Annotated in this window: 11 protein-coding genes; 8 read left to right on the top strand and 3 right to left on the bottom strand. The window is 34.9% G+C overall.

What is annotated here, in order from left to right:
• Positions 1-3: 3 nt before the first annotated feature.
• On the bottom strand, positions 4-1,737 hold the full coding sequence (locus ATE47_RS08710; RefSeq protein WP_062161596.1) for an HAD-IIIC family phosphatase: 1,734 nt from the start codon (positions 1,735-1,737) through the stop codon (positions 4-6).
• Between the two features lie 531 nt (positions 1,738-2,268).
• On the opposite strand from ATE47_RS08710, the gene ATE47_RS08705 reads away from it, so the two are divergent.
• Positions 2,269-2,445 carry a histone H1 gene (locus ATE47_RS08705; RefSeq protein WP_027381692.1) on the top strand — a complete coding sequence of 59 codons (177 nt, stop codon included), beginning with the start codon at positions 2,269-2,271 and terminating at the stop codon, positions 2,443-2,445.
• Between the two features lie 171 nt (positions 2,446-2,616).
• The gene (locus ATE47_RS08700; RefSeq protein WP_062161595.1) at positions 2,617-4,197 is read left to right on the top strand and encodes a right-handed parallel beta-helix repeat-containing protein; all 1,581 of its coding nucleotides are present in this window, start codon (positions 2,617-2,619) and stop codon (positions 4,195-4,197) included.
• A gap of 67 nt (positions 4,198-4,264) precedes the next feature.
• Here the strand turns inward: ATE47_RS08700 and ATE47_RS08695 are convergent, their stop codons facing one another.
• A complete protein-coding gene (locus ATE47_RS08695; RefSeq protein ID WP_062161594.1) occupies positions 4,265-6,388 on the bottom strand; it encodes a Tex family protein in 2,124 nt (707 codons plus the stop codon).
• Positions 6,389-6,602: 214 nt separating this feature from the next.
• Between ATE47_RS08695 and ATE47_RS08690 the strand changes: the two genes are divergently transcribed.
• Together ATE47_RS08690 and ATE47_RS08685 are read left to right on the top strand one after the other, a co-directional pair.
• On the top strand, positions 6,603-7,280 hold the full coding sequence (locus ATE47_RS08690) for a YceI family protein (RefSeq protein WP_062161593.1): 678 nt from the start codon (positions 6,603-6,605) through the stop codon (positions 7,278-7,280).
• A gap of 67 nt (positions 7,281-7,347) precedes the next feature.
• A complete protein-coding gene (locus ATE47_RS08685; RefSeq protein ID WP_062161592.1) occupies positions 7,348-7,605 on the top strand; it encodes a DUF1294 domain-containing protein in 258 nt (85 codons plus the stop codon).
• A 51-nt stretch (positions 7,606-7,656) separates the two neighbouring features.
• Here the strand turns inward: ATE47_RS08685 and ATE47_RS08680 are convergent, their stop codons facing one another.
• Positions 7,657-9,180, bottom strand: coding sequence for a glycosyl hydrolase family 28-related protein (locus ATE47_RS08680; protein WP_062161591.1), 1,524 nt, complete (start codon positions 9,178-9,180; stop codon positions 7,657-7,659).
• A 217-nt stretch (positions 9,181-9,397) separates the two neighbouring features.
• On the opposite strand from ATE47_RS08680, the gene typA reads away from it, so the two are divergent.
• The 4 genes from typA (at position 9,398) to ychF (ending at position 15,274) form a co-directional block, all read left to right on the top strand.
• Positions 9,398-11,203 (top strand): translational GTPase TypA, encoded by a 1,806-nt coding sequence (gene typA, locus ATE47_RS08675; RefSeq protein WP_062161590.1) that lies wholly within the window; start codon positions 9,398-9,400, stop codon positions 11,201-11,203.
• Positions 11,204-11,557: 354 nt separating this feature from the next.
• Positions 11,558-13,159 (top strand): glycoside hydrolase family 10 protein, encoded by a 1,602-nt coding sequence (locus ATE47_RS08670; protein WP_062161589.1) that lies wholly within the window; start codon positions 11,558-11,560, stop codon positions 13,157-13,159.
• 294 nt (positions 13,160-13,453) lie between these two features.
• Positions 13,454-14,005, top strand: a complete 552-nt coding sequence (locus ATE47_RS08665; protein WP_062161588.1) for a ferritin — start codon at positions 13,454-13,456, stop codon at positions 14,003-14,005.
• Positions 14,006-14,182: 177 nt separating this feature from the next.
• Positions 14,183-15,274 (top strand): redox-regulated ATPase YchF, encoded by a 1,092-nt coding sequence (gene ychF, locus ATE47_RS08660; protein WP_062161587.1) that lies wholly within the window; start codon positions 14,183-14,185, stop codon positions 15,272-15,274.
• The last annotated feature ends 101 nt before the right edge of the window (positions 15,275-15,375 follow it).

Below are 15,375 nucleotides of genomic sequence, written 5' to 3'. Positions count from 1 at the left end.
TTTTTAATTTTTATTAGTGATATATATTTCTTTAGGTTGATATTCGCTCACATTAAGGATCCATCGGCCTTCATGGGGTGCAAATCCAAGTCTTTTGTAATGATTTTCCACCATTTGGTTTTTTGCAGTCGGGATGTATTCGCCAATTATATATTGATAACCGTTATTTTTTGCGGTTTCTACAATTTTATTTAAGGTAAAATCTTCCATTCCTCTTTTCAACACCCTGCAGCTCATCAGCCAGGTATTGATGAAAAGTGTTTCAGCATTTTTTTTCTCCAGAATAATAACACAGATCAGCCCGTTGTCACCATATTTATCTTCCAAAGTAAAAGAAAGCGTAAAATGGTTTTTAGAATGTATGAGATCATCAATTTCCTGTTCGGTGTACCGTACGGTTCTCAAATTAAACTGGTTAGAACGCTGCGTCAATTGAGAAACCCTCGGTTTGGAAAAATTGTTAAAAGGCTGAACATCAGAAACCATATTCATGCTTTGTAAGAAATCTTCCACATTGGTAAAATTTTGTAAAGCGGTTGCCCTTTCTGCCTCTATTTGGTATTGTTTCGTTCTTTCGGCATCATTTTCTGAAAAGCTCGCTGTTTCAAAAAGGTTTAAGCTATATAAATATTCCAGATATTCAGCAGGGTCTTCAGGTAGTTCGGGAACACAAACTTCAGGCAGATTTTCCCTTACCAGGTTTCTTTCAAAAGGGTTGTCATCCAAAAATACCATTGAATCAAAACCTATATTTAAAATATGTTGAATTTTTCTGATATTGTCAGCTTTATTTTCCCAATTCGCCACAAAAACGGAAATATCATCAAGTTTTATTACCATATCCGGATGCTTCTCGAACGGCTCTTTTGCTTTATCTTCGTCATTTTTACTGCAGACCGCCAGGATAATTCCTCTTTTTTGAAGCGTTTTTATCCAATATTGAAACTCAGAAAAAGCTTTCCCGATTCCTAAGCTCCCGATCTGAATTTTTTCAAGTCCGTCATCGCCAATGATTCCGCCCCAGGTTGTATTATCAAGATCAAGGATCAGGCATTTCTTGAATTTACCTTCAAGAGAAGAGATAATCCCCACTATATAATGAGAAACAATAGGCAATACGTTGAGCGATAAAACCATCTCAGTATTCACATAAATATTTGGGGAAAACATAAAATCTCTCCCATATTTATTCTGAATGGATGACAGATCAACAACAAAAAAGTTATCTTTTTTAATCGCTAGTTGGTCATTTAACAAATGGTTAAGCTTATTTTGCTGAAAAACAAATGAAGACTCTACTTTATTGGAGAAATTGCCAAATATCTGATTATCAATTATCGGGAAATTGCAGTAAATAACTCTGCTTTTTGATCTGCTTTGGATGGTTTCATACAATTTTTCAATATGATTGATTTTATCCTCCGCAAATTTTACATGAGGATCGTATGATTTATAGTATTGATTTAATAACTTATGGGATGATTCAAAAACAATGGTAAAATCAGCATTAAAATCATAATATTCTGAAGCCGGATCAAAAATCTGACGAGAAATCTGTCCAAAATCGGCTTCAAAAATTTCAAACTCAAAGCCTTCATTAATGGCAGTTCCTTTCAGGGCTACATTTAAAAACTGTGTTGCAGTATCTCCCAACAGAGCGATCTTTATTTTTTTAAGCGTTGAATTTTGAGAATGGCGGGTTATATTTTTCTTTAATTCTGAAAAATTTTTATACATATAAATATTTTAATAATAATTGAGACTTAACAACCGAATAAAGGATATTAAGCTCTGTATAATAAAGATTAAGTGTAGATAATTATTGTAATTCTTAGGAAAGCTGGAAATTAGTCTTTAATAGTCAGATTTTTTTGTTTCATCATTGTTACGTTTTTGTGTTATAGATGAACAAAAATATAGCTTTTTTATCAACTAACAAATTTTGATAAGTGTCTTATTGTTTGTAATATATTGATTTTGTTTTAGTTATGTGAGGTAATTCGAAATTTTTTTTTGAAATAACAATAAAAAAATAAATATTTTCAACTATTTTTTTTGAAGAAAAGTAATTTTTTTTTAATTAAAAAATAAATAAAAACCAGAATATAAATCTTAGGTTAATCAACGATTATGAGGGACATCCACTCTGTTTTTCTGTTAATTTTCGTTCATAAATTATAATTTCTTTGCTATTTGTTAATTTTTTTTGGTGTAACTATTGCAAAATGCACCATAAAACTTATATTTGCAGCCTAAATTTAAAAAATAATGAAAGAACTAATCGAAAAAATCAACGCAGAATTTGAAGCTTTCACTACTGAAGCAAACCAACAGGCAGAAAAAGGAAACAAAGCAGCTGGAACAAGAGCTCGTAAAGCAGCTTTAGAACTTAGCAAACTGTTCAAGGATTTCAGAAAAGTTTCCGTTGAAGAATCTAAAAAATAACAAATAGCCGGTCGTAAAGCCGGCTATTTTGTTTGACACTAAAGCATTCATTATTGAGTGCTTTTTTATTTTTAAAAAAAAAGATACGTCAAGTTTTGGCGTTGTGGTCTGTTATTTTTGCTTTAATAGATAACTGAAAAGGTTTTCTTCAATTAACTTAAAACAAAAATTATGATTTACACAAACGATTTTTTCCAATCAGGAAGCACTTATCCAAATGATGATGTAGTACAGCTTGTAGACAGTTACACATATGAAACTGTAATTTATAAAAAAACAACGGTCGGTATTCCTGCTACCGGAAATGGAGATGGTGCAGTTTACAGAAAAAAAGGAAGTGATTTTTACAAACGTCAATGGACAGGATATGTCAATATTCTATGGTGGGGAATTACAGATTCTCTGACTGTTGCTGAAGTTACCACACGATTGCAAACAGCATTGGCTCTGGGGTATGATACTTTTTTTGATAAAATGTCTTTACAGATTAACGATCAGCTATTGGTACAAAGCAACCAAAAATTGTTATCAAAAGGATGTAAAATAAAACAGACGGCAGTTGAAAAGCCAATTTTCAATTGTGAATATAAAGAAAATATTTCCATCATGGGGTTTGGTCTTGAAGGACTCGGAACTAATTATAGTCCTACATCAAGTTCTAAAGCTGTAGGAATTCTGTGTTATGGCGTACATGATCTTACTATTGAAAATAATACTTTTAAAAACTTTACCTATTCTGCAGTTTCCGGTTTAAGAGAAGTTGACAATGTAATCTTCAAATTCAACACGGTTAGGAATTCTTTCGACAGTACTTGGGCAGAAAACACCAGTGAGAGCGTCACAGGAAGAAAAGACAATACAGGAATTACAATTGGAGGAAAGAATATCACGATCTTTAAAAATAATTTTATGAATTCTTCTCAAGGTATTATTATTGCAGAAGAATCCGAATTTGTGTCTATTATCAATAATGATATTGAAAACACAATTCTAGAACACGGTATGTATTTGGACGCAGGAATATCAAATCTTACTGTTTCTGAGAATAGGATAAGAAATACTAAAAAGGTTGGAATTAAACTGCAGAATCGAGATGGTTCTGATACAATTAGCTATGTCTGCAAAAATGTATTGATTTCAAACAATATAATCGACAATACAGCTGCTGGCGGAGATGGGATTTTGATTATTAATACTACAACAGGTATCCTTACGACAAAAAATCTTGTAGTAATGGGAAATGTAGTGAAGAATGCTGGGCAACACGGTATTAATTTGAGAAACATAGACGGAGCAGTAGTTACAAATAATATTCTTAATGATATTGAATATTCGGGTATTTATATTTCTCATACTAAAAGTGCTAACATCTCGCATAATAACATTCGTTCTACAAAAGAAAATGGGATTTTTATTGAATCGGGTAATGATTTATTGAATATAAGTTTTAATAATATTGAAAATCCAGGAATGAAAAATATCGGAAATGAAGGATTGTTAACTGGTATTATAATTACAGAAACAAACAATACAGAGATCGCGGTAAAACACAATAAAATCACATCTGATAATGGCTTTATGAGGTGGGGCGTTTTTGTAGAAGGCGGAGATGGGCAGATTACATACGAAATAGAGAATAATACTGTCTTGAATGCCCAGTATATTGACTTTAGATTTATAGATAATTCTAAACCATTAAGATTTTTAAGAAATAATTATAAGAATATACAGAATTCTCCAGGTCAGCAATAAGCAGGAAGTCTGTTAAAAAATAGTCTTTATATACTCCCTGTCAAATCGGCAGGGAGTTTTTATTATATTACAAAATCATACTCAGTTGAATTCTTTTTCTCGCTTCATCAATTTCCGTTACTTTTACCTGAACATGCTGGTGAAGCTTCACAACCTCATTCACATCGGAGACAAAACCTTCTTTTAATTGAGAAATATGAACCAGTCCGCTTTCTTTAATTCCCAGATCCACGAAACATCCGAAAGCCGTAATATTATTCACAATTCCTGGCAGAACCATTCCGGTTTTTAAATCGGTGATCTTTTTTACTTTAGGATCAAATTCAAATATTTTTGCTGCCTTTCTTGGGTCTAATCCCGGTTTTTCAAGTTCTTTTAAAATATCTTTAATTCCTAAAATTCCGATATCCCCGGTAATATATTTTTCAGGGCTTATTTGAGAAATTTTTTCTTTATTGGCGATTAATTCATTGGTTTTAATGCCTAGATCTTTCGCCATTTTTTCAACAATTCCATACGCTTCGGGATGCACAGCAGAGTTGTCCAAAGGGTTTTTAGCATTATTAATTCTCACAAACGCAGCCGCTTGCTGGAAAGCTTTTTCACCTAATCTCGGAACTTTTTTCAGTTGCTTCCTGTCTTCAAAAGCACCGTTTTCAGCTCGGTAATTCACAATGTTTTCGGCCATTTTTTCACCAATTCCTGAGACATAGCTTAAAAGGGATTTACTTGCTGTATTTAAATTAATTCCAACAGAATTTACACACTTCATGACCGTAGAATCCAGTTCATTTTTAAGCTGAGTCTGGTCTACATCGTGCTGATATTGTCCTACTCCGATGGATTTGGGGTCAATTTTCACCAATTCTGCCAAAGGATCGGATAATCTTCTTCCGATGGAAACGGCTCCACGAACGGTCACGTCATACTTTGGAAATTCATCTCTCGCAATTTTACTCGCGGAATAGACCGAAGCTCCGGCCTCCGAAACTACAAAAACCTGAAGCGGCTTGTCAAACGCAATTTTTTTAATGAAAAACTCGGTTTCACGGCTTGCGGTACCGTTTCCAATTGATATTGCTTCAATATTATAAGCGTTTACCATAGAACGGATCTTTTTCATTGCCATTCCGGACTCATTTTGGGGAGCGTGGGGATAAATCGTTTCATTGTGCAGCAGATCTCCTTTTTCATCGAGGCAAACGATTTTACAACCACTTCTGTATCCCGGATCTATCGCCAGAATCCTTTTTTCTCCCAATGGCGGAGCCAGTAAAAGCTGGGTTAAATTTTCAGAAAAAATCTCAATGGCTTTTTTGTCGGCTTTCTCTTTGGCTTCCTGTAAAGTTTCATTTGAAATGGCGGGTTCCAGTAATCTTTTGTAGCTGTCTTTTATAGCTAACGAAATTTGTTCCGCTGTTTCGTTGTTTGACTTAATAACTGCATTTTCTATAAAATCTATGGCTTCATCTTTATCAATTGAGATATTGGTTTTCACAAAGCCTTCGGATTCTGCCCTTAACATTGCCAGAAGTCGGTGAGAGGGTGTTCTGTTGAGACTTTCTTCCCACTCAAAATATTGTGAGAATTTTTGGGCATCTTCTTCATCTTTTTTTGCCTTGACAACTTTGGACGTTACAACCGCTTTCCGTTGGAAAAGCCGGCGAAGATTTTTTCTGACATACATATTTTCATTGATCCATTCGGCCATAATATCTCTTGCACCCTGCAAAGCTTCTTCTTCAGATGAAACTTGATCATTAATATATTTTGAAGCCAAAAAATGAACATCATTACTTTTCTGACTCATAATAATTTTAGCTAAAGGTTCCAATCCTTTTTCTTTGGCGGCATCAGCTTTCGTTTTCTTTCTCTTTTTGAAAGGTAAATACAAGTCTTCAAGCTCCTGAATATCGAAGCTTTCGTCTATTCTTTGCCTGAACTCGGGAGTCAAGGCATTCTGCTCTTCAACAGATTTTAAAATGGTCTCTTTTCTCTTTAAAATTTCCTCAAACTGCTTATTGATCTTTGCAATTTGTTCGATTTGAGTTTCATCAAGATTTCCCGTTTTGTCTTTTCTATACCGGGAAATAAAAGGAATTGTACAGTCCTCAGCTAATAGCTGAAGAGTAGCATTAATACTTTTTTCTGATATATCGAGTGTCTGTTTTATATAGCTTGTAACGTTCATTCTAAATTTTAAATGGCTAAAATAGGCATTTTTGATTTTGGTTTTAAATGATTTGTATTTACTATATTTGGGATCTGGATTAAAAAAAATTATTTTCTTGATGTATGATAAGGTGAGAATAGAATGAGGTTTTCTATTTTTGACAAATTGGAATTAAGGATTTAAAGTTCCTTTAATTTAATAAAAAATAAACTTTTTAAACAATTAACAAATTATGAAAAAACTAAGTGTAATTGCATTAGTTGGTGTGGGTCTTTTAGCTGCATCTTGTAACAAAGAAAAATCTGCAGATACGGCTGCAACAACTACAGAACAGACAGTAGCGGAAAGCAAAGGACAGGTATTGGCTGTTGATACACAAGCTTCTGTGGTAAACTGGAAAGCATATCACAAGGGAGGTATGGCGCCTCGTTGGGGAACAATCAGCGTAAAATCCGGTGAGCTTAGCGTGGATGGTGGACAACTTTCTGCTGGTAACTTCATTATGGATATGAATTCCATCAAAACAAACCCAGCTTCAGTAACGGAAAAAGATAAAAAACCTGAAGATTTGGATGCTCACTTAAAGAATCCTGATTTCTTTGATACGGCTAAAAACCCAACATCAGAGTTTAAAATTACAAGTGTTACAGATCTTAAGGAAGCACCTAAAGATGCAGTAGCAGGAGCTAACAAAACAGTAAGCGGAAACCTTACATTATCCGGAAAAACGATGAATGTAACTTTCCCTGCTAAAGTAGATGTAGTAGATAATTCAGCTTCTATTCAAGCGAAATTTACAGTAAACAGAGCAGACTGGGGAATCAAATTCGGTACTTCCGAAGCAGATCCTGCAGAATGGATGATCAGTAAAGACATCGAAATTGCTGTTGATGTAAAAGCTAAAAAATAATTATTGTTAGATATAAATCTTGAGCTGTCTTTTTTTAAGGCAGCTTTTTTTATTTAAATTTGCTCCGATGCTTTATCTAATAGTAACTATAATCAACCTACTCAGCTTCATCATTTTCGGCCTGGACAAAAGGCGGTCAATAAAACATCAGCGAAGAATTCCGGAAAATACCTTGTTGCTGGTTTCTTTTTTGGGCGGAACAATAGGCGCAATCCTAGGGATGTTAATTTTCAGACACAAAATTTCAAAGACTTCATTTCTGCTGAAATTTGGAGTGGTTGTTCTGACTCAAATTGTATTGATTTCTTTATTGAGGACTATTTAATACATTTAATAATAAATAAACCTCATCATTGATGAGGTTTTATAAGTTTAATTAAGCATTTGTTCCGTCAGATTTTACCCATTTTGTTCCTTCCCAAAAGATTGGCATTCCTAAGGATGAATCAAAATATCTGAACCCTGTATCTAAGTTGCTAGAAGGTCTTTCCAAAGTAGTTCCGGATCTTTTTATATCTGCATTCATGCCATCTGCATCTCTCCAGGATCCGCCGTCAAAAAACTCAGGCTTACTGTCTGATGTGTTATAAAAATTATAACCGGCAATGGGAGCGAATGGCCTTTTATTAATATCTCCAATATCATCAAATGTTTTATAAATTTTAATATTCTGATCGTAATATTTAAGATCGTTTATAAAACCATCTACATAAACGTGGCCTTCATAATCATCCTGAATTAAAATCCCTGATTTAATAAAAAGATTTTTAAGATGAACAATATTATTTGAAGTAAGACTGGCATTATATTGTATTAAAAAGTCATTATTATTCTGTAATGTACTTATCCATCCATCTGCCCAAATATTTTCCAATGAGAATGAAGCACTTTCAGAAGCTTTCAGGGCATAATATTTATTTTGTTCAAAATGAATATCTCTAAAAGAGAGATTCTGTGTAATACCTTTTATTTCAACTCCGGTTTCATTATATTCAAAAATAGAATTTTGAATCCATGAAGTCTGAATTGCATGAGACTCTGTTAATAAACCATTGATTAACATTCCTGTTTTACAGTGGCTCATCCAGATATTTCTGAAAGTAACGGTTGTACTTGGACCGCTACCGGCTGAATCTTCGTAAACAATACCCGTTCCTGAAGATCCACTAACTTTGAAATTAGAAATTTTCAAATTTACTGCCAGTTTTATACTTAAACCTGTGCTCGTTTTATTATTATAATTGTCGGTGGTGTCTCCAAGCAGTCTGGTAACTGTAACATCATCAATAATTGAGTCATGGGCTCCTTGAAGGATAATCCCACCTTGTGAGAAAGTGATATTTTTGATAACAATAGATTCCGACATGAGAACATCTACACCATTTGGTGCCATTCCAGTAATGTTGGTAACATTTGCTCTGGGAGTCAGGTGCTCACTGTTGACTATTTGATGAATGACAACTCCTTTTTTGCTTTCACCTAACAATGTTGTAAAATGTGGTAATACTAAAGAATCACTTAGTAAATATTTACCATTAGGAATGTACAATGTAAAGCCTCCAAATACTGGATTTTTCTTAAGAAGCTCATCACTTGGGGTCATGTAATGTATAGGAAATACTTTTGATAGTGATGTTATAGCATCTAAAAAAGCCTGATTATCTGTGTTTGGAATTGTTCCATTATCATTTATATCACCATCGCCTTTTGCACCAAACCATTTTACATTTACTTTATCATCAGCTAGAATTCTTCGATAATATTTACCATTTACTTTCATACACATAATTTCGTCACACATACTGTCATCAATAAGGGTACGACCGTCATAAATGTAATTTGTTTCTAAAAAGCATGTCCATTCTCCTGTAAACGGATCATTTAATTCAACTGTACTCATTTTTAATTTTTTTAATTAATAATTGTGATTATCCTTGCAAGAATTTTTAATAAAACAAAAATAAGATAGAGCAACGCCAAAACTTGACGTATCATATTTATTTTAAAGTTTTTATATAACAATTGTTTAAATTTCTCATTATGAAATTGTTAAATAATAAATAATCTTTTTAATTATTCATTAAAATTCACTATTTTTGCACCCGTAAAAATCTTATATGCAAAACATTAGAAATATTGCGATTATCGCACACGTTGACCACGGTAAGACCACTTTGGTTGACAAGATCATCCACGCTACCAATATTTTCAGAGAAAATCAGGAGAGTGGGGAATTAATTATGGATAACAATGATCTTGAAAGAGAAAGAGGGATCACGATCTTATCCAAGAATATTTCTGTTACTTATAAAGACACGAAAATTAATGTAATTGATACACCTGGTCACGCCGATTTCGGTGGGGAAGTGGAGAGAGTTTTGAAGATGGCAGACGGGGTTATTTTGTTGGTGGATGCCTTCGAAGGACCAATGCCACAAACAAGATTTGTACTTCAGAAAGCTTTGGAATTAGGTCTAAGACCATTAGTGGTTATCAATAAAGTAGATAAGCCAAACTGTCGTCCTGATGAAGTTCATGATCAGGTATTTGACCTGTTCTTCAACCTTGAAGCTACTGAGGAGCAATTGGATTTCCCAACATTCTACGGTTCTTCAAAACAAGGATGGTTCAATACTTCATTAGAACAAACTGAAGATATTTTTCCATTATTAGACGGGATTTTACAATATGTTCCTGAACCGAAAGTTGAAGAAGGAACTTTACAGATGCAGATCGTTTCTTTAGATTATTCTTCTTTCTTAGGGAGAATTGCTATCGGAAAAGTAATCAGAGGAGAGATCAAAGAATCTCAATGGATCGGTCTTGCTCAGGCTGATGGCAAAATTGTAAAAGGAAAAGTAAAAGAACTTTATGTTTTCGAAGGCTTAGGTAAGAAAAAAGTTACAGAAGTAAAAGCAGGTGATATCTGTGCTGTTGTAGGTTTTGACGCTTTCCAGATCGGTGATTCTTTCGTAGATCTTGAAAATCCTGAACCATTGCCAAGAACTGCAATTGATGAACCAACGTTGAACATGACGTTCTCCATCAACAATTCACCTTTCTTCGGTAAAGACGGTAAATATGTGACTTCTAATCACTTGAAAGAGAGATTGACAAAAGAATTAGAGAAAAACTTAGCATTAAGAGTTGAGCAGACTGATGATGCAAACACGTTCCTGGTTTTCGGTAGAGGTATTCTTCACTTGTCAGTTTTAATTGAAACAATGAGAAGAGAAGGGTATGAAATGACTATCGGTCAGCCACAGGTTATCTTGAGAGAAATCGACGGAGAAAAATGTGAGCCTTATGAATCTTTAGTTGTCGACGTTCCTGAAGAATATGCTTCAAGAGTTATCGACTTGGCCACTCAGAGAAAAGGTGACCTTCACATTATGGAAACTAAAGGGGAGATGCAACACATGGAATTCGAAATTCCTTCAAGAGGTTTGATCGGATTGCGTTCTCAAATGTTGACGGCTACTGCAGGTGAAGCTATTATGGCACACCGTTTCACAGAATACAAGCCTTTCAAAGGAGCTATTCCTGGAAGAAACAATGGTGTATTGATCAGCAAAACTCAAGGTCCTGCAACAGAATATTCTATCGCTAAATTACAGGATAGAGGTAAATTCTTCGTAGATCCGGGTGAGGAAATCTATGCAGGAATGATCATCGGTGAGCAAAACAAGCCGGGAGATCTTGTAGTAAATATCGTAGAAGCAAAACAATTGAACAACATGCGTGCTTCAGGTAAGGATAAAGATACAGGTGTAGCGCCGAAAATCTTGTTCTCTCTTGAAGAATGTATGGAATATATCCAAAGTGATGAAGCAATCGAGGTAACTCCGAATTTCATTAGAATGAGAAAGAAATTACTTTCTGAAGAAGAAAGAAAAAGAGTGGAAAGAGGAGCAAAAGCTTAATAAACTCTTTTACATAAACCAAAGCCTCGATTTTTTCGGGGCTTTTTTATTTTAAACACAAATGATCACAAATAACAAGAATTTAAACAGTAATCGGTTTTTTGCATCAATAGGAACAAATATCTGTTTTCAAATCGCATTATCAGTTACTTAAATCATATCGTCTTCGCTGAGTATAAACTGAAGGTTTACGAAGGTGGTTTCAGCTTTTGCGAACTTAAAACAATTAGCAAACAAAAAATCTCTGCGAACCTTGCGTTAAATAAAAATTTAAAATAAAAACATAGTGATAATTCATTTTATTATAGTAATTTTTGAAATCAAAAAAAATAATTTAATGTAGTTTTGCAGTCTATGAAAGTGAATAAACTAAAGCTAATATTTTTATTGGGAGCATTTGCTTCTTGCAGCAGTTCAAAAACGGTAGTGAATAATACCCAACCAGTAAAAAATCAAAATACAACAAAACCCGTAAAACCGGTTCAAAATACAAGCGTTGCAGCTACAAAACCTGTAACAACGCCTCCGACAGATGAAATTTTCAGAACCAACCTTCCGGAAATAAAAAGAGAATTCCGTGGAGCATGGATTGCAAGTGTTGCCAATATCAATTGGCCTTCAAGAATTAATTTGACGGTTGACCAACAAAAAGCAGAAGCAACCAACATGCTGGATATGTTGAAGGATAACAATTTCAATGCAGTAATTTTCCAGGTTCGTCCTTCCGCAGATGCTTTGTATACAAGTAATATCGAGCCTTGGTCGTACTTTCTGACAGGAGAAACAGGGCGGGCTCCTTACCCCAATTATGATCCTTTGCAATTCTGGATAGATGAAGCCCACAAACGAGGAATGGAGCTTCATGTCTGGTTAAATCCTTACAGAGCTCACCATACAAACGGCGGTTCTGTCAACAGTTTATCGATGGTTAACAAACTTTCAGATATTGTTGTCAGGTTAAAAAACGGCATGTATTGGTTCGATCCTGCCAATCCGAAAACACAGGGCCACGTTTCCAATGTTGTGAAAGATATTGTAAAAAGATATGATATCGATGCGATACATTTTGACGATTATTTTTATCCTTATGCAACCTACAACAAAGGCGCAGATTTCCCTGATAATGCTTCCTGGAATGAATATCTGAGAAACGGAGGAACCCTTGCAAGAGCAGACTGGAGAAGAGATAACGTCAATAAATTTGTTGAAAGAATTTACAAAGAAATTCATGCAGAAAAAAGCCACGTAAGATTCGGGATCAGTCCGTTTGGGATCTGGAAACCGGGATATCCGGAAGGAATCGTCGGTTCTTCGCAATATGATGAATTGTATGCTGATGCCAAATTATGGTTAAACAAAGGCTGGGTAGATTATTTCTCCCCTCAATTATACTGGCCGATTGACTCGCCGGGACAAGGTTTTGAAAAATTATTAAACTGGTGGAAATCAGAAAACACTATGAACCGTCACCTTTGGCCGGGCCTAAATACAGTAGAAATAAAAGTTTCCGACCGTCCGACAGAAATTAAAAATCAGGTTGAAATTTCAAGGCAGGTCTTAGGAAAAAATGCCGGAGAAATTCACTGGAGTATTGCCGGACTGACAAGAAATACAGGCATGCTTCCAACATTGAAAAACGGGCCCTACAAAGAAAAAGCTTTAGTTCCAAAAACACCTTGGTTAAAAACAATTGCATTGCAAACGCCAACTTTATTTGTAACGGATGACGGAAGTTTTGCAAAAACAAACTGGAGCGTTAAAAATATCGGAGATGTCTTCCAATGGGTACTTTTCACTCAATATAACGGAGTTTGGGAAACGGAAATCCTGACTTTAGACCAACTTTCGAGAGACATTCCAAAATTTAAAGACGGAAAAAAATTGAACGCAATTGCCATCAAAGCCATCGACAGACTTGGAAACGAAAGTGATTATCTGGCAAAAAAAGTAAATTAGTTTTAAAATTAAATTAATTATCCGCGCGCAAAAATTCCCCTCCAGAGGAGGGGTGGCGAAAATTCAAAGAATTTTTGACGGGGCGGTTTAAATAGTAACAATATTGCTATCCATTAAATAAACAAAAACCAGTTCCAAAGAGCTGGTTTTTATTTTAGAATAACTATAAATTATTAGCTTAAAATAAAGTAATTCAATAAATTATAAATGCGATCATTTAAATTAATGTAAATTAAAAACATCTCGGAATCATTTTTGCATCCATAATTCCATAATCACTAAAAAATATGAATTATGAATACTAACAGACTTTCCCCTGCGATGGAAAAAGCACTTAGTGATCAGATGAATAAAGAAATTCATGCATCACACGTTTTCTTATCTTACGGAATCTGGGCGGATGATAAAGGCTATCAGGGAATTGCAAATTTCCTTTACAGACATGCTCAGGAAGAAAGAAATCACTCCATCAAATTTATGGAATATATTTTGAACAGAGGGGGGAAACCAAAAGTAGAAGCCATTCCTGCCCCGCCGGCAGATCCGGAATCTTTGACGGCCTGCTTCGACGGTGTTTTCAGACATGAAGTAGATAATACCACCTCAATTTACAGGCTTGTGGATCTGGCAATGGAAGAAAAAGATTGGGCAACATGGAATTTTATGCAATGGTTTGTTCAGGAACAAATCGAAGAAGAAACATTAGCTTCAAATCTAATTGATAAATTAAAAATTGCAGGAGGAGACAGAGCATCGGATGAATCTCTGTTTACGCTCGACAGGGTTCTGGAACAGGCCCCGAATGACGTTCCTCTGGCTCAGGATGCTACAGGAGAAAATCCTTAATATTAATATTGCCAAAATATTATTAAGATCCGTCAAATCTATTGGCGGATTTTTTTATTATGAATCTGTCTTTAAAATCACTATCTTTGCACACTCATAATTCAAGGTTTTAATTTCTATGTTTAAAGCTGTCGAAACCTTGAACGAGAATTGAATCTTAAACTTGAATTTTACAATATGAAATGTGGAATCGTAGGCTTACCGAACGTAGGTAAATCAACTCTTTTTAACTGTCTGAGCAACGCAAAAGCACAGTCGGCCAACTATCCTTTCTGTACAATCGAACCCAATTTGGGAACAGTTTCCGTACCGGATCACAGGTTGTTTGAATTGGAAAAATTAGTAAAACCTGAAAGAGTTTTGCCTGCTGTCGTAGAAATCGTTGATATTGCAGGCCTTGTAAAAGGAGCCAGCAAAGGAGAGGGTTTAGGAAACCAGTTCCTGGCAAATATCAGAGAATGTGAAGCGATTATCCATGTTTTAAGATGTTTTGAAAACGGAAATATTATTCACGTAGAAGGTTCAGTGGACCCGTTAAGAGATAAAGAAATTATTGATATTGAGCTGCAATTAAAAGATTTGGAAACTGTTGGTAAAGCAGTTGAAAAAGCGAAAAAGTTCATCAAATCAGGAAAAAAAGAAGATGTTTTAACGTATGAAACGCTTCAGAATCTTCAGAAATTCCTTGAAGACGGTAAAAATGCAAGAGAATTTGCGATGGATGATTTTGCGAAGTCGGTTATCGCAGATGTTCAGCTTTTGACCAATAAACCTGTTCTTTACGTTTGTAATGTTGACGAAAATTCAATCAAAAACGGAAACGAATGGATCGGTAAAATTGAAGAAATGGCCAAAAAGGAAGCTGCAGAAGTTGTTGTTTTAGCCGCTCAGATTGAAGCCGATATCAATGAATTGGAAACTTTCGAAGAAAGACAGATCTTCCTTGAAGAGCTTGGTCTTGAGGAACCGGGGGTAAACCGTCTGATCAGAAAAGCTTATGATTTATTAAAACTTCAAACGTATTTCACTGCGGGTGTAAAAGAAGTAAGAGCCTGGACGATCGGTCAGGGATGGACGGCGCCACAAGCTGCCGGAGTGATCCACACAGATTTTGAAAAAGGTTTTATCCGTGCTGAGGTTATTAAATATGATGATTATGTGAATTACGGTTCCGAAGTTAAGGTAAAAGAAGCCGGAAAGCTTTCTGTAGAAGGAAAAGAATATGTAGTGAAAGATGGTGACATTATGCACTTCAGATTCAACGTGTAAGAAAATATTAAAGTTCGTTATAATTAAAAAACGCTTCCAAAACTATATTGGGAGCGTTTTTTGCGTAAATTTTGCTTATTAATGATATGAGTTTCAATTTT

It is taken from the genome of Chryseobacterium sp. IHB B 17019, assembly GCF_001456155.1.
GTDB lineage: Bacteria > Bacteroidota > Bacteroidia > Flavobacteriales > Weeksellaceae > Chryseobacterium.
The sequence above is the reverse complement of the archived record's forward strand: the minus strand, read 5'-3'. Positions and strand labels throughout refer to the sequence as shown.